This window comes from Serratia sp. CY56464 (assembly GCF_052168435.1).
Taxonomy (GTDB): domain Bacteria; phylum Pseudomonadota; class Gammaproteobacteria; order Enterobacterales; family Enterobacteriaceae; genus Serratia; species Serratia marcescens.
In genome coordinates this window covers 13078-39158 of record NZ_JBJNMV010000006.1, presented here as the reverse complement: position 1 = coordinate 39158, position 26081 = coordinate 13078, and the positions used below count along the sequence as shown (strand labels likewise).

General features: G+C 60.4%; 26 protein-coding genes and 1 other RNA gene. 19 read left to right on the top strand and 8 right to left on the bottom strand.

Going from position 1 to position 26081, the window contains the following annotated elements; translation table 11 throughout:
• Complete coding sequence (locus ACJ8KE_RS20855; RefSeq protein ID WP_028127696.1) at nt 1–579, bottom strand: YecA/YgfB family protein; 579 nt, start codon at nt 577–579, stop codon at nt 1–3.
• Nucleotides 580–898: 319 nt separating this feature from the next.
• Between ACJ8KE_RS20855 and zapA the strand changes: the two genes are divergently transcribed.
• The 3 genes from zapA to ACJ8KE_RS20840 all read left to right on the top strand — a co-directional run bounded on the left by zapA (nt 899) and on the right by ACJ8KE_RS20840 (nt 2112).
• The gene (gene zapA / locus ACJ8KE_RS20850) at nt 899–1228 is read left to right on the top strand and encodes a cell division protein ZapA (protein ID WP_004931621.1); all 330 of its coding nucleotides are present in this window, start codon (nt 899–901) and stop codon (nt 1226–1228) included.
• A 40-nt stretch (nt 1229–1268) separates the two neighbouring features.
• Nucleotides 1269–1451: non-coding RNA, 6S RNA (gene ssrS, locus ACJ8KE_RS20845), on the top strand.
• A gap of 52 nt (nt 1452–1503) precedes the next feature.
• Entirely contained in the window at nt 1504–2112 is a 609-nt protein-coding gene (locus ACJ8KE_RS20840) for a 5-formyltetrahydrofolate cyclo-ligase (RefSeq protein ID WP_049300360.1), read from the top strand.
• A gap of 48 nt (nt 2113–2160) precedes the next feature.
• Here ACJ8KE_RS20840 and serA read toward each other — a convergent pair whose 3' ends face one another.
• Both serA and rpiA read right to left on the bottom strand, forming a co-directional pair.
• Nucleotides 2161–3399, bottom strand: coding sequence for a phosphoglycerate dehydrogenase (serA, locus tag ACJ8KE_RS20835; RefSeq protein WP_028127697.1), 1239 nt, complete (start codon nt 3397–3399; stop codon nt 2161–2163).
• Between the two features lie 292 nt (nt 3400–3691).
• The gene (gene rpiA, locus ACJ8KE_RS20830; protein ID WP_004931614.1) at nt 3692–4348 is read right to left on the bottom strand and encodes a ribose-5-phosphate isomerase RpiA; all 657 of its coding nucleotides are present in this window, start codon (nt 4346–4348) and stop codon (nt 3692–3694) included.
• A gap of 204 nt (nt 4349–4552) precedes the next feature.
• Here rpiA and ACJ8KE_RS20825 point away from each other — a divergent pair, with 204 nt between their 5' ends.
• Nucleotides 4553–5446 carry a LysR family transcriptional regulator ArgP gene (locus ACJ8KE_RS20825; RefSeq protein WP_004931613.1) on the top strand — a complete coding sequence of 298 codons (894 nt, stop codon included), beginning with the start codon at nt 4553–4555 and terminating at the stop codon, nt 5444–5446.
• A 48-nt stretch (nt 5447–5494) separates the two neighbouring features.
• On the opposite strand, the gene ACJ8KE_RS20820 is transcribed toward ACJ8KE_RS20825, so the two are convergent.
• The 3 genes from ACJ8KE_RS20820 to ACJ8KE_RS20810 form a co-directional block, all read right to left on the bottom strand.
• A complete protein-coding gene (locus tag ACJ8KE_RS20820) occupies nt 5495–6226 on the bottom strand; it encodes an oxidative stress defense protein (RefSeq protein WP_004931607.1) in 732 nt (243 codons plus the stop codon).
• A gap of 121 nt (nt 6227–6347) precedes the next feature.
• Entirely contained in the window at nt 6348–6965 is a 618-nt protein-coding gene (argO, locus tag ACJ8KE_RS20815) for an arginine exporter ArgO (protein ID WP_306376942.1), read from the bottom strand.
• A 125-nt stretch (nt 6966–7090) separates the two neighbouring features.
• Nucleotides 7091–7909 (bottom strand): IclR family transcriptional regulator, encoded by an 819-nt coding sequence (locus ACJ8KE_RS20810; protein WP_033632146.1) that lies wholly within the window; start codon nt 7907–7909, stop codon nt 7091–7093.
• Between the two features lie 374 nt (nt 7910–8283).
• On the opposite strand from ACJ8KE_RS20810, the gene ACJ8KE_RS20805 reads away from it, so the two are divergent.
• The 12 genes from ACJ8KE_RS20805 to ACJ8KE_RS20750 all read left to right on the top strand — a co-directional run bounded on the left by ACJ8KE_RS20805 (nt 8284) and on the right by ACJ8KE_RS20750 (nt 20593).
• Nucleotides 8284–9837 carry a sugar ABC transporter ATP-binding protein gene (locus tag ACJ8KE_RS20805; RefSeq protein ID WP_016930013.1) on the top strand — a complete coding sequence of 518 codons (1554 nt, stop codon included), beginning with the start codon at nt 8284–8286 and terminating at the stop codon, nt 9835–9837.
• The gene (locus ACJ8KE_RS20800) at nt 9830–10912 is read left to right on the top strand and encodes an ABC transporter permease (RefSeq protein ID WP_016930014.1); all 1083 of its coding nucleotides are present in this window, start codon (nt 9830–9832) and stop codon (nt 10910–10912) included. The genes ACJ8KE_RS20805 and ACJ8KE_RS20800 overlap by 8 nt, the downstream gene beginning before the upstream one ends.
• A gap of 14 nt (nt 10913–10926) precedes the next feature.
• A complete protein-coding gene (locus tag ACJ8KE_RS20795) occupies nt 10927–12027 on the top strand; it encodes an ABC transporter substrate-binding protein (protein WP_016930015.1) in 1101 nt (366 codons plus the stop codon).
• Entirely contained in the window at nt 12024–12899 is an 876-nt protein-coding gene (locus ACJ8KE_RS20790; protein WP_306376943.1) for an SMP-30/gluconolactonase/LRE family protein, read from the top strand. The genes ACJ8KE_RS20795 and ACJ8KE_RS20790 overlap by 4 nt, the downstream gene beginning before the upstream one ends.
• A gap of 256 nt (nt 12900–13155) precedes the next feature.
• Nucleotides 13156–14154: a 3-dehydro-L-gulonate 2-dehydrogenase gene (gene yiaK / locus ACJ8KE_RS20785; RefSeq protein WP_016930017.1), complete on the top strand. Its 999-nt coding sequence runs from the start codon at nt 13156–13158 to the stop codon at nt 14152–14154.
• Between the two features lie 13 nt (nt 14155–14167).
• Complete coding sequence (locus ACJ8KE_RS20780) at nt 14168–14638, top strand: YhcH/YjgK/YiaL family protein (protein ID WP_016930018.1); 471 nt, start codon at nt 14168–14170, stop codon at nt 14636–14638.
• A 124-nt stretch (nt 14639–14762) separates the two neighbouring features.
• On the top strand, nt 14763–16058 hold the full coding sequence (locus ACJ8KE_RS20775; RefSeq protein WP_016930019.1) for an MFS transporter: 1296 nt from the start codon (nt 14763–14765) through the stop codon (nt 16056–16058).
• The gene (locus ACJ8KE_RS20770; protein WP_116404149.1) at nt 16058–17548 is read left to right on the top strand and encodes an FGGY-family carbohydrate kinase; all 1491 of its coding nucleotides are present in this window, start codon (nt 16058–16060) and stop codon (nt 17546–17548) included. The genes ACJ8KE_RS20775 and ACJ8KE_RS20770 overlap by 1 nt, the downstream gene beginning before the upstream one ends.
• The gene (gene ulaD / locus ACJ8KE_RS20765) at nt 17545–18201 is read left to right on the top strand and encodes a 3-keto-L-gulonate-6-phosphate decarboxylase UlaD (protein WP_016930021.1); all 657 of its coding nucleotides are present in this window, start codon (nt 17545–17547) and stop codon (nt 18199–18201) included. Before ACJ8KE_RS20770 ends, ulaD begins: the two co-directional genes overlap by 4 nt.
• 1 nt (nt 18202) lies before the next feature.
• Complete coding sequence (locus ACJ8KE_RS20760) at nt 18203–19063, top strand: L-ribulose-5-phosphate 3-epimerase (RefSeq protein ID WP_261420318.1); 861 nt, start codon at nt 18203–18205, stop codon at nt 19061–19063.
• Entirely contained in the window at nt 19057–19752 is a 696-nt protein-coding gene (araD, locus tag ACJ8KE_RS20755) for an L-ribulose-5-phosphate 4-epimerase (RefSeq protein ID WP_261420317.1), read from the top strand. The genes ACJ8KE_RS20760 and araD overlap by 7 nt, the downstream gene beginning before the upstream one ends.
• Before the next feature lie 142 nt (nt 19753–19894).
• Nucleotides 19895–20593 carry an RluA family pseudouridine synthase gene (locus ACJ8KE_RS20750; protein ID WP_261420316.1) on the top strand — a complete coding sequence of 233 codons (699 nt, stop codon included), beginning with the start codon at nt 19895–19897 and terminating at the stop codon, nt 20591–20593.
• A gap of 7 nt (nt 20594–20600) precedes the next feature.
• Here the strand turns inward: ACJ8KE_RS20750 and ACJ8KE_RS20745 are convergent, their stop codons facing one another.
• Complete coding sequence (locus tag ACJ8KE_RS20745; protein WP_025160208.1) at nt 20601–21140, bottom strand: DUF2058 domain-containing protein; 540 nt, start codon at nt 21138–21140, stop codon at nt 20601–20603.
• 317 nt (nt 21141–21457) lie between these two features.
• Here ACJ8KE_RS20745 and ACJ8KE_RS20740 point away from each other — a divergent pair, with 317 nt between their 5' ends.
• The 3 genes from ACJ8KE_RS20740 to ACJ8KE_RS20730 all read left to right on the top strand — a co-directional run bounded on the left by ACJ8KE_RS20740 (nt 21458) and on the right by ACJ8KE_RS20730 (nt 25013).
• The gene (locus ACJ8KE_RS20740) at nt 21458–22435 is read left to right on the top strand and encodes a DUF1852 domain-containing protein (RefSeq protein WP_016930027.1); all 978 of its coding nucleotides are present in this window, start codon (nt 21458–21460) and stop codon (nt 22433–22435) included.
• Nucleotides 22436–22460: 25 nt separating this feature from the next.
• Nucleotides 22461–23492, top strand: a complete 1032-nt coding sequence (locus tag ACJ8KE_RS20735; RefSeq protein WP_028127699.1) for a methionine synthase — start codon at nt 22461–22463, stop codon at nt 23490–23492.
• 171 nt (nt 23493–23663) lie between these two features.
• A complete protein-coding gene (locus ACJ8KE_RS20730) occupies nt 23664–25013 on the top strand; it encodes an MFS transporter (RefSeq protein WP_306376944.1) in 1350 nt (449 codons plus the stop codon).
• An 81-nt stretch (nt 25014–25094) separates the two neighbouring features.
• On the opposite strand, the gene mscS is transcribed toward ACJ8KE_RS20730, so the two are convergent.
• The gene (mscS, locus tag ACJ8KE_RS20725; RefSeq protein WP_015378992.1) at nt 25095–25961 is read right to left on the bottom strand and encodes a small-conductance mechanosensitive channel MscS; all 867 of its coding nucleotides are present in this window, start codon (nt 25959–25961) and stop codon (nt 25095–25097) included.
• Nucleotides 25962–26081: the final 120 nt, after the last annotated feature.

Genomic DNA, 26081 nt, shown 5'->3' with positions numbered 1-26081 from the left:
TTAGTGCAACGTCGGTTTGATGTTTTCCGGTGCCGTCGGCTTGTGACGGGCGAATTCGCCGTGGCACATGATGGCGGCGACCCGCACATACTCCGCCACTTCTTCCAGCGACTGTTCCAATTCTTCCTGATCTTCGTCTTCGTCGTAGCCCAGTTGCGCGATGTTGCGCAGGTCGTCGATCGCTTCACCGACTTCGTCTTTCACCTGGGCCAGCTTCGGCTGCATCATGCCCAGCCCGAGCAGGAAGTGGTTGACCCAACCGGCCAGCGCGTCGGCGCGATCGAACACGCTGACGATCTCCCCTTCGGGCAGCATCAGTTGGAACAGGAATTCGTCATCTTCCAGCGTGTCGCGCGTCGCTTCATACAGCTGTTGCAGCGGTTGGCTGAGCGCCTGCGGGAAGGCGACGCCTTCGTTGGTCAGATCGTGCACCAGCGCCTGCCAGCCGGCGTCACGGCTGCCGCCGCACAGCAGGCCGCTGATCAGGCCGTGCATTTCTGCCGCGGTCAACGCCACCGACTGCTGGTTGAGGGCCACGGTTAAAGATTGGTAACTTGGAAATGTATTCTGTATAGACATGCGCATTCGTCATCGTTGGCAGGATAAGTTCGTGTTATGCTACCACCAAGGTCCGTCGCTATACCAGATAAGCGCGACACCTCAGTGGCTAGTTATAATCGCGATGTGGCAGGTTTCACACTGCGCCGGCGGGTGGCGAAAGTGCGGTAAATACGCATTTTGAAACCCTTTTTTGACTGGCAATGTGCGCCACAGTAGATTACAACCAGGTACTGAAAAAGGGGTTGTATCTTGGTACCGAGGTATATATAGTGGCGCCCGCTTTGACGGCCCGGCCAGGGCGGACAAGGCTGGCGCGAAATTTAGGCAGGAAGGTGGCATGTCTGCACAACCGGTAGATATTCAAATTTTTGGCCGCTCGTTAAGAGTCAATTGCCCGCCAGAACAACAAGATGCGTTGAATATGGCGGCGGACGATCTTAACCAGCGGTTGCAAGATCTTAAAGTTCGCACTAGAGTCTCCAATACTGAGCAACTGGTTTTCATCGCGGCATTGAACGTCTGTCACGAACTTGCTCAAGAACGGTTGAAAACCCGTGACTATGCGTCCAATATGGAACAACGCATACGGATGCTGCAGCAGACCATTGAACAAGCGCTGCTTGAACAAGGTCGCATCTCTGAACGTCAGGATGCACAATTCGAATAACTTAAGTTGTTGAAATCAAAGTTTCGGCAACGAGTACAAAATTTCTCTGAGATGTTCGCCAGCGGGCCAGTCCCCTGAGCCGATATTTAGTACAAACAGAATGTGTTGCTCCGCGATCGGTGAGCACGCTCGGTGCGCCGAGAAGCCTTAAGATTGCGACGGCACGTTCACCTTGAACCATGGGTTCAAGGGTTACAGCCTGCGACGGCATCTCGGAGATTCCCCTTCTCAGCGGTTTATGTGTGCTGAACGCCACACTGAGCAAGCCTGATACGATGTCTTTTCAACCCCAATTCGCGCAGCAGCGCCAAGCCATTCGTCAACTCATTCGCCAACGTCGGCGCGAGCTTACGCCGGGCCAGCAACGCTTTGCCGCAGACAAGATAGCCGAACGCCTCGTCGCGCATGAACGCATTCAGGCGGCGCACAGCATCGCGGTGTTTTTGTCGTTTGACGGCGAACTCGATACCGGGCCGCTGATCGAGCGGCTGTGGACGCTCGGCAAACGGGTTTACCTGCCGGTGCTGCATCCGTTCAGCCCAGGCCACCTGCTGTTCCTGCGCTATGCGCCGGAAACGCCGCTGGTGCGCAACCGCTTCAATATTCTCGAACCGCGCCTCGATGTGCGCCAGGTGTTGCCGCTGGGTGAACTGGAGGTGGTGCTGACGCCGCTGGTGGCGTTCGATCATACCGGGCAGCGTCTGGGCATGGGCGGCGGCTTTTACGATCGCACCCTGCAAAACTGGCGCAGCGGCGGCCCCTATCCCATCGGCCTGGCCCATGATTGCCAGCAGGTGGAGCACCTGCCGACCGAACATTGGGATATCCCGCTGCCGGAAATCCTCACCCCGCTCTGCAGCTGGGCGTGGCATGAGCCCAAATAGCAAAAGGCCGGATCGCTCCGGCCTTTTTCGTTGCGGCATGCCGCCGAATCAGAACAGCAGGCGGGCGCGGATGGTGCCGTCGATGGCCTTCATGCGCTGCAGCGCGGCGTCGGCGCGCGCGGTTTCCGCTTCGATGTCGATCACCACATAGCCGATTTCCGGCCCGGTTTGCAGATACTGCGCGGCGATGTTAACCCCCTCTTCGGCGAAGATCTGGTTAATCTGCGTCAGCACGCCCGGACGGTTTTCGTGGATGTGCAGCAGACGGCTGGCGTTCGGGCCATGCGCCGGCAGCGACACTTCCGGGAAGTTGACGGCGGACAGAGTCGATCCGTTGTCGGAGTATTTCGCCAGCTTGCCGGCCACTTCGTCGCCGATGTTCTCCTGCGCTTCCTGCGTGGAACCGCCGATGTGCGGCGTCAGCAGCACGTTGTCGAACTCACACAGCGGCGAGTTGAACGGATCGCTGTTGGTCGCAGGCTCTTCCGGGAAGACGTCGATCGCCGCGCCCGCCAGGTGATTGCTGGCCAGCGCGTCGCACAGCGCGGGAATATCCACCACGGTGCCGCGCGAGGCGTTGATCAGAATGGCGCCCGGTTTCATCAGCGCCAGCTCTTCCGCCCCCATCATATTTTTGGTCGATGGCGTTTCCGGCACGTGCAGCGTCACCACGTCGCTCATATTGAGCAAATCGGACAGATGGCGCACCTGCTGCGCATTGCCCAGCGGCAGCTTGTTCTCGATGTCGTAGAAGAACACCTTCATGCCCAGCCCTTCGGCCAGAATGCCCAATTGGGTGCCGATATGGCCGTAGCCGATGATGCCCAGCTTTTTGCCGCGCGCCTCATAGGAGCCCACGGCCAGTTTGTGCCACACGCCGCGGTGCGCCTTGGCGTTGGCGGCCGGAATGCCGCGCAGCATCAACAGCAGCTCGCCCAGCACCATTTCGGCCACGGATCGGGTATTGGAGAAGGGGGCGTTGAAGACCGGAATACCGCGTTTGGTCGCCGCTTTCAGCTCAACCTGGTTGGTGCCGATGCAGAAGCAGCCCACCGCCACCAGTTTTTCTGCGGCGGCGAACACCTCTTCGGTCAGATGCGTGCGCGATCGGATGCCGACGAAGTGTGCATCGCGGATGGATGCCTTCAGCGATTCGGTGTCTAACGCACCCTTGTGGTATTCGATGTTGGTATAACCGGCGGCACGTAAATTATCGACCGTGCTCTGATGAACCCCTTCCACCAACAGGAATTTAATCCTGTCTTTCTCCAATGATACTTTTGCCATTTACCCGACCCTATGTTCAGACTTCAGAAGCGGCTGTGACGACACAGCTCCCATCCAACATAACAAAAATAACGCGGGCGGCAATACAAACGATTGCCTGCCCGGCAGGACAAGGCGCAGCGTTGATGGCGGTTTACGGCAGAAAATGCCATAGGGAAAGTTTTCGGCAGAAGCTTTGGGGAGTCAGTTTTCACAATGTGACATAAGTCACCAAATTTGCCGTTTTTCAGAAAAGATATTTTAACCGAAGAATTATGCGGCCCGGCACTGCCGGGCCACAGACGGCAGAAGTTTATTTGACCACTTTCACGCCTTCCGGGGTGCCGACCAGCGCCACGTCCGCGCCGCGGTTGGCGAACAGCCCCACGGTCACCACGCCGGCGATGCCGTTGATCTTGTTCTCCAGCGCCACGGCGTCGGTGATGCTCAGGTTATGCACATCGAGGATCACGTTGCCGTTGTCGGTCACCACGTTCTGGCGATACTCCGGCAGACCGCCGAGTTTCACCAGCTCGCGCGCCACGTAAGAGCGAGCCATCGGGATCACTTCCACCGGCAGCGGGAACTTGCCCAGCACGTCCACCTGCTTGCTGGCGTCGACGATGCAGATGAATTTCTTGGCGATGGCGGCAATGATCTTCTCGCGCGTCAGCGCCGCGCCGCCGCCCTTGATCATCTGCATATGGCCGTTGATTTCGTCCGCGCCGTCCACGTAGATATCGAGCGAGTCCACTTCGTTGCTGTCGAACACGTGGATGCCGAGGCTTTTCAGCTTGGCGGTGGAGGCATCGGAGCTGGACACCGCGCCTTCGATCTGGTGCTTGATGGAGCCCAGCGCGTCAATAAAGTGGGCGGCGGTAGAGCCGGTGCCGACCCCGACGATGGTGCCCGGCGTCACGTATTCCAGCGCCGCCCAGCCCACCGCTTTTTTCAGTTCATCCTGCGTCATAATATGTCCCTTGCCTCTGTACGAAAACGTGTGCGTATTATAGGGTAAAACGCTGTTTTTCACGCCGGCAGGATCACACTTATTTACCGCAGCCCGCATTTTTACCCGCTTGGCGGCGAGCTGGGGGCGTGATTTTTCCACCTGCGCCATGCGTAAAATGTGGCATAGTGCCGGTATCATTCTAATTTAAGGGATATCTTTCCGATGAAACGCCCAGACTATCGTACGCTGCAAGCGCTGGACGCGGTGATCCGTGAGCGCGGCTTCGAGCGCGCCGCGCAAAAACTCTGTATCACGCAATCGGCGGTATCCCAACGCATCAAACAGCTGGAAAACCTGTTCGGCCAACCGCTGCTGGTTCGTACCGTGCCGCCGCGCCCGACCGAACAAGGGCAAAAGCTGCTGGCGCTGCTGCATCAGGTGGAGCTGCTGGAAGAAGAGTGGCTCGGCAACGACACCGGCGTCGATACGCCGCTGCTGCTGTCGCTGGCGGTCAACGCCGACAGTCTGGCGACCTGGCTGCTGCCGGCGCTGAAGCCGGTGCTGGCGGACTCCCCCATTCGTCTGAATCTGCAGGTGGAAGATGAAACCCGCACCCAGGAGCGGCTGCGCCGCGGTGAGGTGGTGGGCGCGGTGAGTATCCAGCCGCAGCCGCTGCCGAGCTGCCTGGTGGATCGGCTGGGGGCGCTGGACTACCTGTTCGTGGCCTCCAGCGGCTTCGCCGAGCGCTATTTCCCGAACGGCGTCACCCGTTCCGCGCTGCTGAAAGCGCCGGCGGTGGCCTTCGACCATCTCGACGACATGCACCAGGCATTCCTGCAGCAGAACTTCGATCTGTCGCCGGGCAGCGTGCCCTGCCACATCGTGAACTCATCGGAAGCCTTCGTCCAGCTGGCGCGTCAGGGCACCACCTGCTGCATGATCCCGCATCTGCAGATCGAAAAGGAGCTGGCATCCGGCGAACTGATCGATTTGACGCCGGGGCTGTACCAGCGCCGCATGCTGTACTGGCACCGCTTCGCGCCGGAGAGCCGCATGATGCGTAAAGTGACCGACGCGTTGCTGGAGCACGGTCACCAGGTGCTGCGCCAGGATTAAAACGAAAAAAGGTTCGCCGCAGCGAACCTTTTCTTCATGACAACACCCTTACTGCGCGGCGTTGCGCTGCAGCTCGAACACCACATCCACCTGATCGTCGAAGTGAATGCTTTGCTGTTCATAGGTTTGCGCCGCGTCGTTTTCCGCCGCCGCGCCGGCCGCCTTATACATCCGCGCCACCGGCATCGGCTGATAGTTGGCGACCCGGTAGCGAATGCTGTACACCGGCCCCAGCTTGGCGTGGAAGCCTTTGGCCAGGGATTCGGCCTGCTGAGTCGCGTTCTCGATCGCTTTTTGCCGCGCCTGCTCGCGATATACGTCCGGTTTGGCGACGCCCAGCTCCACCGCGCGGATCTCGTTCAGGCCGGATTTCAGCGCGCCGTCCAGCAACTCGTTCAGCTTGTCCAACTGGCGCAGGGTGACCTGCACCTGGCGCACCGCCCGGTAACCCTTCAGCACCGACTCGCCGGTTTTCAGGTAGTCGTATTCCGGCTGAGTGCGCAGGTTGGCGGCGCTGATGTCTTTTTTCTCGATGTTGTTTTTCTGCAGGAAATCAAAGTACTGCGCCACGCGCTCGTCTACCTGCTTCTTCGCCTGAGCGGCGTCTTTGGAGGAAACGCTCACCTCGATCGCCAGGGTGGCGATATCCGGCGTGGCGTCCACGCTGGCGGTGCCGGAGGTGACGACGTGCGGCCCTTCAGGCACTTCAGCCGCCTGCAGCGCCATCGGTAACGTCCCTAATCCGACCATTGCGGCCATAGCCAATGCTTTTAGCTTCACAGTGTCTCCTTAATGACAGGCTGTCTCTGATCGCCGGCTTTTCCCTGCGAGAACCGCCGGATTCCTGGCATCAAACGTAGCATATCGCACGGCGTTTTGAATTCGGATTAGTGACAAATTCTTATAAATTTGCCCCCTGCCAAGCCAGCTGCAGCGCGATGCCCCACATCACCAGCCCGACCAGCGCATTGATGATGCGCTGCGCCCGCTGCTTATTCAGCCACGGCGCCAGCCAGGAGGCCAGCAGCGCCAGGCCGAAGAACCACACCGCCGACGCGCTGACCGCGCCAAGCGCGAACCAGGAGCGCACATCCGCCGTCAGCTGTCCGCCCAGGCTGCCGAGCACCACGAAGGTGTCCAGATAGACGTGCGGATTCAGCCAGGTGACCGCCAGCATGGTGACCACGATGCGCCAGCGGCTCTGCGCCAGCTCCTGCGCCGCGGCCTGCGCCGGTTGCGGGCTGAAGGCGGAACGGAACGCGCCCCAGCCGTACCACAGCAGAAACGCCACACCGCCCCAGGTGACCAGCGCCAACAGCAGCGGCGAGCGGGTCAGCAACGCGCTGCCGCCGAAAATACCGGCGCAGATCAGCACGATATCGCTCAGTGCGCACAATGAGGCGATCATCAGATGATACTGACGGCGAATGCCCTGATTCATCACGAATACGTTCTGCGGGCCCAGCGGCAGGATCATGGCGGCGCTCAGGGCAAAACCCTGCAGGAAGACGGCTAACATGGGAGATTCCTCGAATGATAAAAGGCGCCGGACGTGGGCGCGTATCGGTCAACACGCGCATCATACGAGGAAGCGATCATTAGTTGAAATTGATGTTTCTAATCCAGCATCAGCAGAGCTAATACTCAAATCGGCGTGACGAACCCCAGCTCCTGCGAGATGCGTTGCGCGGTGGCCAGCACCGGTTTGATCAGGCTTTTGACGCCGATCTGCTGCAGCTTGGCGGTCGGCAGAGAAACAGACACCGCATAAGGCACGCGCTGTTGAATATCGAACACCGGTGCCGCCACGCAGGAGACCCCCAGCTCGTTTTCCTCGCGATCCATCGCCAAGCCGCGTTGGCGAATATCGGCCAGTTCCTCATACATCTTCGGCAGCTCGGTAATGGTATTGCGCGTCAGCGTCTGAATCTCCTGCTGGTGAGTCTGCCAGTAGTGAGCCGGATAATCGTCGTTGCCGTAGGCCATGAAGATTTTACCCATCGCCGAACAGTACAGCGGCATATGCTGGCCGATATAAGCGCGAGTGCGCATCATGCCGGTGGTCGGCTCCAGCTTGTAGATCAGGATGACGTGATCGTCTTCGCGGCTGGAGAAGTTGACCGTCTCCCCCACTTCCAGGTTCAGCTGCTCCAAATGCGGCGCAGCCACGTGGATGATGTTGAGTGACGACAGCGCCTTCTGGCCGATGGAAATGAACTTGGTGGTCAGGCGGTAGCTGCCCGGCGACGGCGCCTGGGTCACATAGCCGCTGGTGTGCAACCCCTGCAGCAGACGGTGCACCGTGCTCTTGTTCATGCCGGCCAGCTCAGACAGATGCGCCAGTGGGCACCCGTTGGGAAAATTGCTCAGGATCTCAATCAACTGCAAACCGCGGAACAGGCTTTGGCTGCCCAGCGGTTTGTCTTTCTTGTCATCTTTCTCGTCGACGGCTTTCAGGCTCATAGCGAAAATCTCTCCAGTGTCGAACCGCCAACCGGCGCTGCGGCGAAGTCAGCAGGCTCTTTGCCGGGCATGTTACCCCAAGGCCCGCATCAGGTGAAGACGGAACGCCGTTTCATTGTCCGCAGCGGGCCAAAAATCCGCAATATTTCCCCCACATTGAAGTGAGCCATCGGTCACACTTCCGCAAAGTAAAAAATAACCCATTGTTTAATAACAGCAATTAAAACCTCATCGCCTTTGATTTAGCGCAACGAACGTCATATTATTTTTGAAATTGAATTTCGCATGTTGAAATTTAAAGGCCAGATACTCACCAGCGGTTTAGCTGATTTGCCCGGCATCTTCGCACGGGCGCAACACCAGGGGCGCATCACATGACTATCGATAATGCGGCACAACCCATCCTTACCCTCAGCCACATCGTCAAACGATTTGGCGGCAACGTGGCGGTCAACGACGTCAGCCTGCAGGTGATGCCGGGCGAAGTTCTGGCGCTGCTGGGCGAAAACGGCGCCGGCAAATCGACGCTGATCAAAGTGCTGGCGGGCGTCTACCCGCGCGACGGCGGCGATATTCGTTTTCAGGGCGCAAGCATCGCCTCCGCCGCCGCGATAAAAAGCGCCAGCCGCCAGCCGATCGCCTTTATTCATCAGGATCTCGGCCTGATCGAATGGATGACGGTGGCGGAAAACATGGCGCTGGTGATGGGGTTTCCCCGCCGCTTTGGGTTGATCGACTGGCGCGCCATTCGCCGCCGGGCGGCGCAGGCGCTGCAAGACGTCGGCATCGCGCTCGATCCCGATGCGCGCGTCTTCGAACTGTCGCGCACCGAAAAATCGCTGCTGGCGATCGCCCGCGCGGTGGCGGTCAACGCTGAGCTGCTGGTGCTGGATGAACCGACAGCCTCCCTGCCCGCCAACGACGTGCGTCATCTGTTCGCCGTGATCAACCGGCTGCGCGCCAAAAAGGTCGGCATGATTTACGTCACCCACCGTTTGGACGAAGTGATCGAAATCGCCGATCGAGTCTGCGTGATGCGCGACGGGCGCTATGTCGCCGGCGGCCGCACCGCCGACTACTCGCTGCGCGATCTGGTGCAAACCATCGTTGGCGAAGCGATGGCGGACGATCAGCGCGAACCGCTGCCGGAGCATCGTCCGCCGGTGCTGCAGCTCGATAGCGTCACGGTGGGCGACATCGGTCCGGTGAGCTTCGAGTTGCAGCCGGGCGAGATGCTGGCGTTGGCCGGCCTGCGCGGGGCCGGGCAAGAAGAGATTGGCCGTCTGCTGTTCGGGTTGCGTCAGGCCGACGGCGGCGCGATTCGGTTTCGCGATCGGCCCTATCTGGCGAGTTCCCCGCAGCAGGCGATGGCCTGCGGCGTTTCACTGGTGGCGGGCGATCGCACCGGTGAAAGCCTGGTGATGTCGATGAGCGTGCGTGAAAACCTGTTTATCAACCCCTGCGCCAGCGGCCACCGGCTGCTCTCCCGCTACGGGCGGCGAGCGGAGATCGGTGCCAGTTGGTGGAAGGTGCAGCTGTTCGACGTACGCCCCAAGGACGTCAATATCGATATCAGCGCGCTGTCCGGCGGCAACCAGCAAAAGGTGGTGATGGCGCGCTGGATGCACCTGGGGGCGCCGCTGCTGATCCTGGAAGATCCCACCGCCGGCGTGGACGTCGGCGCGCGCGCGGAAATCTACCACCTGTTGAATAAATCCCTGGCGGAAGGCGTGGCAGTGCTGGTGATCTCCAACGATTTCGAGGAGATCGCCCATATTTGCAACCGCGCGCTGGTATTCAACCGCGGGAAAGTGGTCGGCGAATTGAAAAATCAACAGGTGTCATTCGCCAATTTATTGGAGCTGGCCTCTGCCAGCACCGGGGAAAGCGTCGCAATCACGTCAGAATCCGAGGTAGGCCATGTCTAAAACATCCGTTAAATCAACCGCGCTGGAGCAGCGCGTCAGCCTGGCGCAGGACGGCGCCGGCCCGTGGCTGATGCAGGTTCTCACCCGCTATGGCCTGCTGCTGCTGTGCATCGCGCTGGTCGTGCTGTTCTCACTGCTCACCCCCTCCTTCGCATCGATGCTGACGCTGCAGGCGATCCTGTCGAGCAAGGCCAAAATCGCCCTGTTAGCGCTGGCGGCGACCATCCCGATGATCGTGGGCAAGATCGATCTTAACGTCGGCTTCGGCATTGTGCTGTGGCACATCCTGGCGATCACGCTGCAGGTGGAATACGGCTTCTCCTGGCAGATGGCGGTGCTGACGGTGCTGGCGATTTCGGCGCTGTACGGGTTGCTGAACGGCATTCTGGTGGCGCTGGCCGATATCGACAGCTTCGTCGCCACCCTCGGCTCCGGCACCGTACTGTACGCCATTGCCCTGTGGCACTCCGGCGGGCGGCAGATCGTCGGCGACTTGCCGGATGCCTTTATCGCGCTGCACCACACCGAGATCGCCGGCATTCCGATCGTGGCGTTTTACGTGCTGATCGTCGCGGTGGTGCTGTGGCTCATCACCGAACATACCCCGCTCGGCCGCTGCATGTATGCGGTGGGCGGCAACCCGGCGGCGGCGCGTCTGAACGGCATCTCGGTCAATCGCTTTACCATCGGCGCCTTCATCGCCTCCAGCGTGCTCACCGGTTTCAGCGGCGTATTGATCGCCGCCGAACAGGGCGTCGGCCAGGCCAGCGTCGGCATGGACTATCTGCTGCCGGCGCTGGTCGGCGCCTTCCTCGGCAGCACCACCATTCGCCCAGGGCGCGTCAACGTCTGGGGCACCGTGGTCGGCATCGCCATTCTGGCAATCGGCATCGCCGGCATTCAGCAGTTCGGCGGCGAATTCTGGGTCGAACCGCTGTTCAACGGCGCGACGCTGTTGCTGTCGATCACCCTGGCCGGCTATGCCCAACGCCGTCGGCTGCTCAATCAGAAAGCGGTACAACGCAGCCAGGCGACGCCGGCTGACAACAACAATCAGACAGCGACCCACCCTTAAACCAGGAGCACACCATGAAACGCATTTGGCTGTTACCGGGGTTCACGACCTTGCTGCTCGCCGCATCGCCGGTCTGGGCCGACGCCTATCTCGATCAGGCCACCGCCGCCGTCGCGAAGGCCACCGCCAGCGCCACCCAGTGGGACGGCCCCACCAGCGGCCCGCAGCTGCAGGCCAACAAGAAGATCATTTTTATCGCCTCCGACATGAAGAACGGCGGCGTGCAAGGGGTGCAACAGGGGTTGAGCGAAGCGGCGAAAGCCGCCGGCTGGAAGCTGGAAACGCTCGACGGCGGCGGCTCGGTGAAAGATCAGCTGGCATCGCTCAATCAGGCCATCGCCCAGAAACCGGACGGCATCGTGATCGGCGGCTGGAACCCTAACGTCGCCAAGATCCCGCTGAAAAAGGCCGTACAGCAGGGCATCGTGCTGACCGCCTGGCACGCGGTGCCGGAACCGGGCCCCATCGCCAAATACAACGTGTTCTATAACGTCACGTCGGATTCCAACGAAGTGGCGCGCATCGCCGCGCAATACGCGGTGGTTCAGTCCGGCGGCAAGGCGAGCGTGTTGATCTTCACCGACTCGCTGTACCAAATCGCGTTGGACAAGGCCAACGTCATGAAAGAAGAGATCGCCAAATGCAGCGGCTGCACGCTGCTGGAATTCATCGACACGCCGCTGGCCGATACCGCCAACCGCATGCCGGCGATGACCTTCAGCCTGCTGCAGAAGTACGGCGACAAATTCCAATATGCGCTGGCGATCAACGATCTGTACTTCGACTTTATGGCCCCGGCGCTGAAGACCGCCGGCAAAGGCGGCAAGAACGCGCCTTACAACGTGTCGGCCGGCGACGGTTCGATCTCCGCTTACCAGCGTATCCGGTCAGGCGACAGCCAGTCAGCGACGGTGCCGGAGCCCTTGAAGCTGCACGGTTGGCAACTGCTGGACGAATTCAACCGCGCCTTCGCCAAGCAGCCGCCTTCCGGCTACGTCACGCCGGCGCACCTGGTGACACGCGACAATATCGCCGCCGACGGCGGCGCCAATAACCTGTATGACCCGCAAAATGATTATCAGGGCCATTACAAAGCGATCTGGGGCGTGAAGTGAAGGGCGGCATTCGGCATTCATTGCGCACGCACGCTCAGCTCGAGCGCTTGTGCTCACCGGCGATTTGGGCCGAAGGGCCGGTCTGGCTGCCGCAGGAGGATGCGGTGGTGTTCAGCGACGTGAAAGGCAATCGCATGTTCCGCTGGTCACGCCGGGGTGAGCTGGCTCTATACCGTTCGCCGTCGCACTACGCCAACGGCAATGCGCGCGACGGCGAGGGGCGCGTGGTCAGCTGCGAACACGGGCGGCGCGGCATCAGCCGCACCGAAAGCGATGGCGAAGTGCGCCTGTTGATCGACCGCGTCGACGGCAAGCGCTTTAACTCGCCGAACGACGTGGCGGTGCGTTCCGACGGCACCCTGTGGTTCACCGATCCGCCCTACGGCATCATCGGCGACGAAGAGGGCTACAAATCGGAAAGCCAAGTGATCGGCTGTTACCTCTACAGCTTCGCTCCGCGCGACGGTTCGCTGACCATCGCCGCCTGCGACCTGCAGCGCCCGAACGGTCTGGCGTTTTCACCGGATGAAAAATGGCTGTACGTGGCGGACATGTCGATCGTGGATTTCCCGACGCTGGGCCGCCGCGAGCTGCGCGTCTATGCGGTCAACGGCCGCGAGCTGGAAGCCGGCCGCCGTTTCGCGACGGTGGAGCCCGGTTTCCCGGACGGGTTCTGCGTCGACCGGGCCGGCAATCTGTTTTGCAGCTGCGCCGACGGCGTGCTGGTCTTTGATCCAGAGGGACGACAGATCGACAAAATCAGCGTGCCGGAACGCGTCTCCAATTGCACCTTCGGCGGCCCGAACGGCGATGAGCTCTATATCACCGCCACCACCTCGCTCTACCGCATGGTGTTGAACACCCGCGGTTAGCCGGGGTCTTGCAAGACGCAGGGTGGGTTTCGACCCGCCCTGCTTTGCCACGTCTGAAGCACGCCATCTCCACCAAAATGTGGCAACGATCACAAAATCACCACTCAATTTTAACGTCATGTTTTTCATGAATAATTTTACTCCCCCTTGCTTTGACTTCCCTGAATCGCCGGGATAGCATTTATTTGAAATGCAATTTCGCATATTGAAATTTAGCGAACCAAAAACAGACGATTCGCACAGGCGGAGAACCGGCATGAGAGTGAGTTACAGCGAATTAAAACAGCAATTCAAACGCGTGCTGCTGGCGCGCGGCGTGGCGGAACATCTCGCCGACGACTGCGCCGGCATGTTCGCCGACACCACCGCCAGCGGCGTTTACTCCCACGGCGTTAACCGCTTTCCGCGCTTTATTCAGCAGCTGGACGCCGGCGATATCGTGCCGGACGCTGAACCCAGCAAACTGTTGTCTCTGGGGGCGATCGAGCAATGGGATGCGCACCAGGGCATCGGCAACCTTACCGCCCGCCGCATGATGGATCGCGCCATGCAGTTGGCCGATGATCATGGCATCGGCCTAGTGGCGCTGCGCAACGCCAACCACTGGATGCGCGGCGGCGGTTACGGCTGGCAGGCGGCGGAGAAAGGCTATATCGGCATTTGCTGGACCAACTCGATCGCCGTGATGCCGCCGTGGGGCGCCAAAACGTGCCGTATCGGCACCAACCCTTTGATCGTCGCCGTGCCGGGCAACCCGATCACTATGGTGGACATGTCGATGTCGATGTTTTCCTACGGCGCGCTGGAGCTGAACCGGCTTGCGGGCAAAACCCTGCCGGTGGACGGCGGCTTCGACAACGACGGCCATCTGACCCGCGATCCGGCCACCATCGAAGAGAATCGGCGCATTTTGCCGATGGGGTACTGGAAAGGATCGGCGTTGTCGATCGTGCTGGACATGATCGCCACCCTGCTGTCAGGCGGCGCCTCGGTGGCGGAAGTGACGGAAGATCACCGCGACGAATACGGCGTCTCGCAGGTGTTCATCGCGATTGAGATAGACCGGTTGATCGACGGCGACAGCCGCGATCAAAAACTGCAGCGCATCATGGATTACGTCACCAGCGCCGAACGGGACAACCCCGACGTCGCCATTCGCCTGCCGGGCCACAAGTTCCCGCGCATTCTGGCAGAGAACCTGCGCGACGGCATTCCGGTCGACGAACGAGTCTGGGCGCGCATTCAGGCGCTGTAACGGGAGGATCATCATGATATTCGGCCACATCGCCAACACCGCGCCCGAGCAGTACCCGACGCCGGTCGCCAACGCCGTCGCCTATTTGCAGCGCACCGATTTCAGCGTCTTGCCCGCAGGGCGCTATGAAGATCCCGCCACCGGCTACGTGGTGCAAGTGCTGGATCTGCATACCCAACCACCGGATGCGCTGCGCCCGGAAGTCCACCGGCAAAACGTCGACGTGCAGTTTCTGGTCAGCGGCACCGAACTTATCGGCGTAGCGGCGGACAACGGCGACAACGTCGTTCATCAGGAGCTGCTGGCACAGCGCGACATCCTGTTTTATCAGGACGTGGCCGACGAATCCTGGCTCACGATGCGGCCCGGCAACTTCGCGGTATTTTTCCCACAGGACGTGCATCGCCCGGCCTGCATTAACCAACGCCCTAGCGCGATACGCAAGGTGGTGGTGAAGATACCGCTGGCGTCGTTTAGCGCCTGATAGCCGCCACACCCGTAACGATAACAACACCGGTCCATGGGCCTGTGCGGGCGCCCCTGCGCCCAAATCAAGCAAAACAATAACGCCCGACCCTACAAAAAAGCGAACATCGAAAGAGGTCCTTATGAATACAGCCTCCGTTTCCGTCAGCCAAAGCCAGGCGATCCCCAAGCTCCGCTGGCTGAGGATCGTGCCGCCGATCCTCATCACCTGCATCATTTCTTACATGGACCGGGTCAACATCGCCTTCGCCATGCCCGGCGGCATGGATGACGAACTCGGCATCACCGCCTCGATGGCCGGACTGGCCGGCGGCATCTTCTTCATCGGTTACCTGTTTCTGCAGGTGCCCGGCGGCAAGCTGGCGGTATACGGCAACGGCAAGAAATTCATCGGCTGGTCACTGTTGGCCTGGGCGGTGATCTCGGTGCTGACCGGGCTGGTCACCAACCAGTACCAGCTGCTGTTCCTGCGCTTCGCCCTCGGCGTTTCCGAAGGCGGCATGCTGCCGGTGGTGCTGACCATGATCAGCAACTGGTTCCCGGATAAGGAGCGCGGCCGCGCCAACGCCATCGTCATCATGTTCGTGCCGATCGCCGGCATTCTCACCGCCCCGCTGTCGGGTTGGATCATCACCGCCTGGGACTGGCGCATGCTGTTTCTGGTGGAGGGCGCTCTGTCGCTGGTAGTCATGGCGCTGTGGTACTTCACCATCAGCAACCGTCCCCAGGAGGCCAAATGGATCTCGCAGGCGGAAAAAGAGTATCTGGTAAAGACCCTGCACGACGAACAGCTACTGATCAAAGGAAAAACGGTGCGCAACGCCTCGTTGCGCCGGGTGCTGGGCGACCGGATCATGTGGCAGCTGATCCTGGTGAATTTTTTCTACCAGACCGGTATCTACGGCTACACCCTGTGGCTGCCGACCATTTTGAAAGGGCTGACCCACGGTGATATGGAGCAAGTGGGCCTGCTGGCTATCCTGCCCTATATCGGCGCCATCTTCGGCATGCTGATCATCTCCACCCTCTCCGATCGCACCGGCAAGCGCAAAATCTTCGTCGCCCTGCCGCTGGCCTGCTTTGCCGCCTGCATGGCGCTGTCGGTGCTGCTGAAGGATCACGTCTGGTGGTCTTACGCTGCGCTGGTCGGCTGCGGCGTATTTATTCAGGCGGCGGCCGGGGTGTTCTGGACCATCCCGCCCAAATTGTTCAACGCCGAAGTGGCCGGCGGCGCGCGCGGCGTGATCAATGCGCTGGGCAACCTCGGCGGCTTTTGCGGCCCGTATATGGTCGGCGTCCTGATCAGCCTGTTCAACAAGGATGTCGGTGTCTACAGCCTGGCTGCCTCGCTGGCGATCGCCTCCGTGCTGGCGTTGATGCTGCCCAATAAATGCGACCACAGTACGAGGAGCGAATGATGGAATATTGGCTGGGGCTCGACTGCGGCGGCACCTTCATCAAGGCGGGTTTATACGACCGCAGGGGCCATGAACACGGCGTTGCGCGGCGCAATCTGGCGATCGTCGCGCCGCAGCCCGGCTGGGCCGAGCGCGATATGGCATCGCTGTGGCGCACCGCCGCCGACGTGATCCGTGAAGTGCTATCCGCCAGCGGCGTTGCCGCCGGCGCCATCCAGGCCATCGGCATCTCGGCGCAGGGCAAGGGCGCGTTTCTGCTGGATAAGCAGGGGCAGCCGCTGGGCAACGCCATGCTCTCTTCCGATCAGCGCGCGCTGGCGCTGGTGCAGGAATGGCAACGGCAGGGCGTGCCGCAGGCGCTGTATCCGCAAACGCGCCAAACGCTGTGGACCGGGCACCCGGTCTCACTGCTGCGCTGGCTGAAGCGGCATCAGCCTGAACGTTACGCCCGCATCGGCAGCGTGCTGATGGCGCACGACTACCTGCGCTATTGCCTGACCGACGAGCTGGCCTGCGAAGAAACCAATATCTCCGAATCCAACCTGTATCAGATGCGCAGCGGACGCTATGACCCGGCGCTGGCGCAGCTGCTGGGCATCGGCGACATCATGCCCGCCCTGCCGACGATTGTCGGTTCGGCCGACATCGCCGGACGCGTCTCGGCAAACGCCGCGGCCATTACCGGCCTGCAAATCGGCACCCCGGTAGTCGGCGGGTTGTTCGACGTGGTATCCACCGCGCTGTGCGCCGGCCTGCAGGACGAAACCCGGCTCAACGCGGTGATGGGGACCTGGTCGGTCACCAGCGGCATCACCGACGCCATCGTCGAGGGTTTCGATCATCCCTTTGTCTATGGCCGCCACGCCGAAAACGGCCAATACATCGTGCACGAAGCCAGCCCCACTTCCGCCGCCAACCTGGAATGGTTCTGTCACCAATGGGGGCTGCAGGACTACGACCAGCTTAACCGCTGGGTCGCCGCCCTGCCGAAAGCCGCCGGCGATCTGCTGTTCGCCCCTTTCCTGTATGGCTCCAACGCCGGCCTGGGGCTGAGCGCCAGCTTCTACGGCCTGCAGGCCTTCCACCAACGCGAGCACCTGGTGCAGGCGATCTACGAAGGCGTGGTGTTCTGCCACATGACGCACCTTAACCGCATGCGCCGGCGTTTCCCTGAGGCGCAGGCGCTGCGCGTGACCGGCGGCCCCGCCAAATCCCTCCCCTGGATGCAAATGTTCGCCGACGTCAGCGGCCTGCCGGTTGAGCTGCCGCAGGTGGAAGAAACCGGCTGTTTGGGCGCGGCGATGGCGGCCATGGTCGGCAGCGGCGTCTTCAGCGATTTTACCGCCGCCCAGCGCCGGCTGGCGCCGCGTATCGAGCGGCTGCTGCCTGATGCGGCCGCCGCCGAAGCTTACAACCACAAACACCAACGTTATCAGGCGCTGATTGCTGCATTGCAAAATCTGCAGCCCGCCAACAAGGAGGCCCCATGAGCACGAAACCGCGCCTGCAGCTGGCGCTCGATCAAACCCGTTTGGATACGGCGCTGCGCACCGCCGAGACCCTCAGCCCCCATGTGGACATCATCGAGGCCGGCACCATTTTGTGCATCAGCGCCGGCATTCAGGCGGTTAGCGCGCTGCGCGAGCGCTGTCCGCAGCACACGCTGGTGGCCGATCTCAAGGTGGCCGACGCCGGTGCGACGCTGGCCGAGCAGGCCTTCGGCCAAGGCGCGGACTGGATGACGGTGATCTGCGCCGCGCCGTTGGCCACCATGGCCAGCGCGCGGGAGGTCGCCGAGCGTCACGGCGGCGAAATCCAGATCGAACTGTTCGGCCGCTGGACATTGGAGGATGCGCGGCAATGGCGCGGCCTTGGCATTCGCCAGGCGATCTATCACCGCGGCCGCGACGCGCAGGCCAGCGGGCAAACCTGGGGCCGGCAGGATCTGGATCGGATGAAGGCGCTGTCCGATCTGGGCATCGCGCTGTCGGTGACCGGCGGCATCACGCCCGCCGACCTGCCGCTGTTTAAAGAGATCGCCGTCACCGCCTTTATCGCCGGCCGCGCGCTGGCCGAGGCCGGCGATCCGCCGGCGGCCGCCAGGCAGTTCCGCGCCGCCATCGATGACATCTGGAGATCATGATATGCGTCAGCACCCGTTGGGAATTTACGAGAAAGCGCTGCCGAAACACCTGAGCTGGCCCGAGCGCCTGGCGCTGGCCAAGGCCTGCGGCTTCGACTTCGTCGAAATGTCGGTGGACGAAAGCGATGAACGCCTGGCGCGCCTGAGCTGGAGCAAGGCGCAGCGCTTGGCGCTGGTGGACGCCATGCTGGAAACCGGCATCCGCATCCCGTCGATGTGCCTCTCCGGCCACCGGCGCTTTCCGTTTGGCAGCCACGATCCGGCGCTCCGCCAGCGCGCCTTCGACGTGATGGAACAGGCCATTCAGCTGGCCAAAGACGTCGGTATCCGCACCATCCAGCTGGCCGGCTACGACGTGTATTACGAAGAGCAGGACGAGGGGACGCTGGCGCGCTTTAGCGAAGGCATGCAGTGGGCGGTAGAGCGTGCCGCCGCCGCCCAGGTGATGCTGGCGGTGGAAATCATGGATACCGCCTTTATGAACTCGATCGGTAAATGGAAAGCCTGGGACGCCCTGCTGGCCTCGCCGTGGTTCACGGTGTATCCGGACGTCGGCAACCTCAGCGCCTGGGGCAATGACGTGCCGCGCGAGCTGGCGCTGGGCATCGATCGCATCGCCGCCATTCACCTGAAAGACACCTACCCGGTCACCGCCGTTTCGCCGGGACAATTCCGCGACGTGCCGTTTGGCGAAGGCTGCGTCGACTTCGTCGAGGTGTTTCGCACGCTGCAGCGCCTCAATTACCGCGGCGCATTCCTGATTGAGATGTGGACCGAAAAAGCCGAGGAGCCGGTGGCCGAGATCGTTCAGGCACGCCGCTGGATCGAACAGAAAATGCAACAAGGGGGCATGACATGCTGACTCAGTTAAAACAACAGGTGCTGGAGGCCAATCTCGATCTGCCGCGCCATAAGCTGGTGACCTTTACCTGGGGCAACGTCAGCGCGGTGGATCGCGAACACGGCCTGGTGGTGATCAAACCTTCCGGCGTTGAATACGAGCATATGACGGCGGAGGATATGGTGGTGGTCGATCTGGCCAGCGGCCGCACCGTCGAGGGGGTAAAAAAACCGTCGTCGGACACCGCCACCCATCTGGCGCTGTACCGCGAATTCGCCGATATCGGCGGTATCGTGCACACCCATTCGCGCCACGCCACCATCTGGGCGCAGGCCGGGCTGGATATCCCCGCCTGGGGAACCACCCACGCCGACTACTTTTATGGCGCGATCCCCTGCACTCGCCTGATGACCCAGGATGAAATTGAGCACGATTACGAACTGGAAACCGGCAACGTGATTATCGAAACCTTCCGCCAGCGCGATATCAATCCCAACGCGATCCCGGCGGTACTGGTCAACGCCCACGGCCCCTTCGCCTGGGGCAAAGACGCCCACAATGCGGTGCATAATGCGGTGGTGCTGGAAGAAATTGCCTACATGGGCATTTTCTCGCGCCAGCTGACGCCGGGCATTCACAGCATGCAGCGCGAACTGTTGGACAAACACTACCTGCGCAAACACGGCCAACACGCCTACTACGGGCAGTAGCGCGCCGGGGCTTTAACCGTGGCACCCGATGCTTTGCCGCATCGGGTGCCAACGGGCATGAGGCGCAGTGTAGCGAAAACCGCATTCGCCCATCGGCGAAAAATTCGCTATCATCCGCACCCACCCTCCAGCCGGCCGCCCGATGTCTACGATCACCGATACCTTTATCGCCCCGCCATGCCATGACCAGATAGAGATCCTCTATCAGGACGATCATCTGGCGCTGATCAATAAGCCGGCCGGGCTGCTCAGCCTCTCGGGCAAGAATCCGCAGAATCTCGATTCGGTACACCACCGGCTGGTACAGAGGTTCCCCGGCTGCGCCCTGGCGCACCGCCTGGATTTCGGCACGTCCGGTTTGATGGTGGTGGCCCGCAACAAGGCCGTCAACGCCGCGCTCTGTCGGCAGTTCAGCGAACGCACCGTCGGCAAAGTGTACAGCGCGCTGCTCTGCGGCCATCTGGCGGATAACGAAGGGGTAATAGATGCGGCGATCGCCAAAGATCCGGCGTTGTTCCCGCTGATGTCGATTTGCGCCCTCCACGGCAAGCCCGCCCGCTCCCACTATCGGGTCGTCGAACGTTTTTATCGTGAAATGGAAGGCGGGATCTCGCTGCCGTTGACGCGGGTGCAGCTCACCCCGGAGACCGGACGCACCCACCAGCTGCGTATTCACAGCCGGCAATTGGGCCATCCTATTTTAGGTTGCGATCTGTATGGCGGGCGCCTGCTGCCGGGTACCGAACAGACGCCGCGGCTGATGCTGCACGCCAGCGAGCTGGACTTTGTGCACCCCATCAGCGGAGAGCGGATAACCGCTCGTCACGCAGCGCCGTTCTGAACGCGGCTTACCACATCAAATCGTCGGGCACTTTAAAGTCGGCGTACGGATCGTCTTCATCCTGTTCTTCCTGACTCAGCGCACTGTGCAGCACTATGCTGGCCGCATCGCGCTGCGCGATTTTATCGGCGACGCTCGCGGGGATAATCGCGTATTCACACTCTTCCCGGTTCTCGACCACCAAGCGGGCAATGGCGAGGCGGCCATTGATCAGCTGCGTCTGCGTCGCCTTATCCACCAGGATTTTTTTGATCAGGTTGCCGTCGGTGAAGTTGAAACCGATATCGCCTTTCGCCAGGACGATGCGGTTCATCTCGATCAGCTGCTTCACCTGCGCCTTGTACTCTTTGGACAACGCGGCCTGCTTTTGCTGCTCGCTCAGTTGCTTATCGCGCTCAAGCTGCGCCTTTTTATTCTCTTCCACCGCCTCTCTGGCCTCGCGGGCCTGAACGCGTGATTTTTTAGCCGTTCTCTGGACTTTGGCCATTTTCTTGCTGGTTACCAAGCCCGCTTTGAGCATCTGCTCTTGTAAGGTGAGTTTTGTCATGTTCGTGTCTGAAGCCGTGGGATCATGGAGGGATTATACCCGTAATTTTTCAGGCTGCACCAGGTTGCCGGCCCAACCCACCGGCGGTTTGCGCCGCAGGGCAACGGCGGTAAACCGACCTGAACGCCAGATCATGAATACCGCTCATGTGGTAATGAAATTAAGTCTCTTTCACTCCCACCGGGACTCTGGCAAAAATAGACCTCATTAACGACAGACAATATGAAATCGGCTGAATGAAAAAAGAGAAAAACAAACCATTGAAATATAATGGATAAATCCAGCCTTCATATCATATAACAGGATGCTATAAGACGATGAATAGAGACTTTACCTTTACGATTAAGAGCAGTTCTTTCGATGAAGATTATAACCCTTCTGAAAGTACGCGCATCACCACCAACTTCGCCAATTTGGCCAGAGGGGAAAATCGCCGGGAGAACCTGCGCAATACGCTGGTGATGATTAACAATCGCTTCAATACGTTGGCGCATTGGGATAACCCCAAGGCCGATCGCTATTCGGTCGAGCTTGAAATCATCTCGGTTGAGATGCGCATTGAAGATCAGGGCGCCAGCTTCCCGGTGATCGAAATCCTGAAAACCAACATCCTTGATAAAAAAACGCAAAAGCGTATCGAGGGCATCGTTGGGAACAATTTCTCCTCTTACGTGCGCGATTACGACTTTAGCGTCTTGCTGCCGGCGCACAATAAAAACACGGCGGAATTTACCATTCCGGATGATTTCGGCGATTTGCACGGCAATATCTTTAAGCACTTCGTCAATTCAAACGAATACCATGAAAATTTCAGCAAACCGCCGGTGATTTGCCTCAGCGTGTCCAGCAAAGACACCTACCATCGGACGGGCAATCAACACCCGGTGTTGGGCGACGAGTATCGGCAAGACGGCGCTTCGCTGACCGACCGGTATTTTAAAAAAATGGGCCTGCAGGTGCGCTATTTCATGCCGAAAAATAGCGTCGCGCCCCTGGCGTTTTATTTCCCCGGGGATTTGCTGAGCGATTACACCGATCTGGAACTGATCGGCACCATCAGCACGATGGAGACCTTCCAGAAAATTTATCGGCCTGAAATTTACAATGCCAACTCGGCGGCGGGGCAATGCTATCAGCCCAGCCTGAATAACCAGGATCATTCATTAACCAAGATTGTTTACGATCGCGAAGAGCGTAGCCAGTTGGCGATTGAGCAGGGGAAATTTACGGAAGAGCAATTTATCAAACCCTACAAACCTCTTCTTGAGCAATGGTCTGCTCACTACGCGCTTTGATTCACTCAAATACAGGTCATCTATCATGAAAATATTGCTCCCTACGTCGACCGCCGGCAGCTTGCCCAAACCTGTCTGGCTGGCCCAACCGGAAACCCTGTGGTCGCCCTGGAAATTGCAGAATGAAGAATTAATCGAAGGGAAACAGGACGCCTTGCGTTTGTCGCTGGCAGAGCAACAACAGGCCGGCATCGATATCGTCAGCGATGGCGAGCAAACGCGTCAGCACTTCGTCACGACGTTTATCGAGCACCTCAGCGGCGTCGATTTCGAGAAACGCGAAGTGGTTAAAATCCGCAATCGCTACGAAGCGAGCGTGCCAACCGTTGTGGGGGCGGTCTCGCGCCAAAAACCCGTTTTCGTTGAAGACGCCAAATTTTTACGCCAGCTGACCAAGCAGCCGATTAAATGGGCCCTGCCGGGGCCGATGACCATGATCGACACGCTTTATGACAACCACTATAAAAGCCGCGAGAAATTGGCCTGGGAGTTCGCCAAGATCCTCAATCAGGAAGCCAAAGAGCTTGAGGCCGCCGGCGTCGACATTATTCAGTTTGATGAGCCCGCATTTAATGTGTTCTTTGACGAGGTGAATGACTGGGGCATCGCCGCCCTGGAAAGAGCCGTTGAAGGGCTTAAGTGTGAAACGGCCGTACATATCTGCTATGGATACGGCATTAAGGCCAATACCGATTGGAAAAAGACGCTGGGCTCTGAGTGGCGGCAATATGAAGAGGCGTTTCCCAAGCTGCAAACGTCGACTATCGATATTATCTCGTTGGAGTGCCATAACTCGCACGTGCCGATGGATCTGCTTGAACTGATTCGCGGTAAGAAAGTGATGGTCGGCGCCATCGACGTAGCGAATCATGCCGTTGAGACGCCGGAGGAAGTAGCCGCTACGCTGCGCAAAGCGCTGCAGTTTGTCGATGCCGACAAGCTCTATCCGTCGACCAACTGCGGCATGGCTCCCCTGCCCCGTCAGGTCGCCAGCGGCAAGCTGAATGCCTTAAGCGCAGGCGCCGAAATCGTGCGCCGAGAACTGTTGGCCAAATAACCGCGCCAGCGCCCGCCGCAGTAGCCTCCTGCGGCGGGCGATTATCATCGACTCCCCCTCCCCGCAACGCCCCCGCTCTGGTGTATACTCGGATTTCTACGCGATGCCAGCCAAAGCGGCCTGAACGGCCCCTCAGCCAGCCCACACCAGCTTAATAACAGTGGAACCCTCATGAGCCCAGATACCGCTCGCATCAGCGAAATTATCGATCGCGCCAAGATCTCGCCTTATCAAATTCTCATCCTCGCCCTGTGTTTCCTGATCGCCCTGCTGGACGGCTTCGATACCGCCATCATCGGCTATATCGCCCCGGCGCTGCGCGAAGAGTGGGGCCTGCAGCCAGCGCAGCTCTCCCCCGCCTTCGGTGCGGGATTGTTCGGCCTGCTGATCGGCAGCCTGCTGTTCGGGCCGCTCGCCGACGCCATCGGCCGCAAACGCGTGCTGCTCGTCGCGGTGCTGGTGTTTGGCGGCTGCACCCTGGCTTCGGCCTATGCGCATTCGATCGAATCCCTGACCCTGTTGCGCTTCATCACCGGCATTGGCCTCGGGGGCGCGATACCGACCTGCATCACCCTCAGCTCTGAGTACTCACCGGCGCGCCGGCGCATGCTGATGGTCACCCTGAGCTGGAGCGGCTTTACCGCCGGGCTGGCCTTGGGCGGCCTGCTGGCCGGGCAGATCATTCCTGCATTTGGCTGGCGCGGCCTGCTGGTGGTCGGCGGCATTGCGCCATTGGCGCTGCTGCCGCTGTTGGCCTGGCAGATGCCCGAATCAGTACGCTTTATGGCCGCCAGCGCCAAACATGCCGATCGGCTGCGCCGGGTGGTCGAGCGCATCACCGGCCAGCGTTGGGCCGGTGTGACGATTGTCGATGACGAGCGTCCGGCGCAGGTCAAATCGCCGATCTCGCATCTGTTTATCGAAGGGCGCGCCGTGCGCACCCTGCTGCTGTGGGCGGCGTTCTTCTGTTCGCTGTTCGTGTTCTACCTGCTCACCAGCTGGTTGCCGACGATACTCAAAGATGCCGGTTACGATATCGCCCACGCCTCGCGCATCGGAGCCATGGTGCCGCTCGGCGGCACCCTGGGTGCCATCCTCATGGCGCTGCTGATGGATCGGGTCGGACCCTACCGCGTATTGGCCGTCTCCTACCTGGGCGCCGCGCTGGTGATCGGCGCGACCGGGTATCTGATGGGCGACGTCTACACGCTGGCCGCCATTGTATTCCTTATCGGCTTCGGCGTGGCCGGCGCGCAGAACGGCCTGAACCTGGTTTCCGCCACCCTTTACCCGACCGCAGCCCGCGTCACCGGCGTCAGTTGGGCCATGGCCAATGGCCGCTTCGGCTCGATCGTCGGCTCGATGCTCGGCGCCTGGATGATGACCGCCGCCGGATCGCCAGAAGTGTTCTTCCTCTGGCTGGCGTTGCCGGCGCTGCTGGGCGCAGCCGCCATCTTCCTGCTTTATCGCCTCAGCCTGCGCCACCGCGCGCCGTTGACCGAACCGGCGGCCGGCATCTGAACTCGCGGAAATAAAAGGCCGAGACGCCATCGGTAGCGTCTCGGCCCGCAATAAAAAAGGGGGCCAAGGCCCCCTTCTGTGTTATTCCGCCTTGGCGGAAGCGTCTTCGGTGCGATACAGGTGCACGTCCATCTGCGGGAACGGAATGCCGATGTTGTGGGCATCCAGCGCGCGCTTGAAGTTTTCCATCAGATCGAAGTACACGTTCCAGTATTCCGCGTTAGTGGTCCAGGAACGGGTCACGAAGTTCAGGGAAGATGGCGCCATCTCGTTCAGACGCACGGTCACGCCTTTAGCGTGCATGATGCGTTTGTCGGCGGCGATCACGTCGCCCAACACCTTTTTCACCACGTCGATATCGGCGTTGTAGGCCACGCCTACCACGATATCCACGCGGCGGTTCGGTTCGCGGGAGTAGTTGATGATGTTGCCGGCGATGATTTTACCGTTCGGCACCACGATGGTTTTGTTGTCTGCGGTGCGCAGGGTGGTGGAGAAAATCTGCACCTGATCGACGGTGCCGGCCACGCCGCCCAGATCGACATACTCACCCACGCGCAGCGGGCGGAAGATCACCAGCAGCACGCCGGCGGCGAAGTTGGACAGCGAGCCTTGCAGCGCCAGACCGACGGCCAAACCGGCGGCACCCAGCACGGCGATCACCGAGGTGGTCTGCACGCCGACGCGCCCCAGCACCGCGATGAAGGTGAACGCCAGCACGCCGTAACGTACGATCGCCGACAGGAAGTCAGCTACCGTGGCGTCGATGCCGCGCAGTTTCATCACGCGGTTCAGCGCATTGCCGACCACGCGGGCCACGATCGAACCGATGATCAGGATAACGATGGCGGCGACGATATTCACCGCGTACTGGATCAACAGATCCTGGTTCTTCACCAACCAGTCGCCGGCACCGTTGATGCCGTCTACTACATTCAAATCTTTCATTCGTGTCGTCCTAACTCAGTCCCTAACGGGAGAAACTCGCAAAAATACACTGGCTTCGGCAGCCAGTAGGAAACCACCGCCTAAGGGTAACCAACATTAAAGGCTCATGCCAACCGTCAG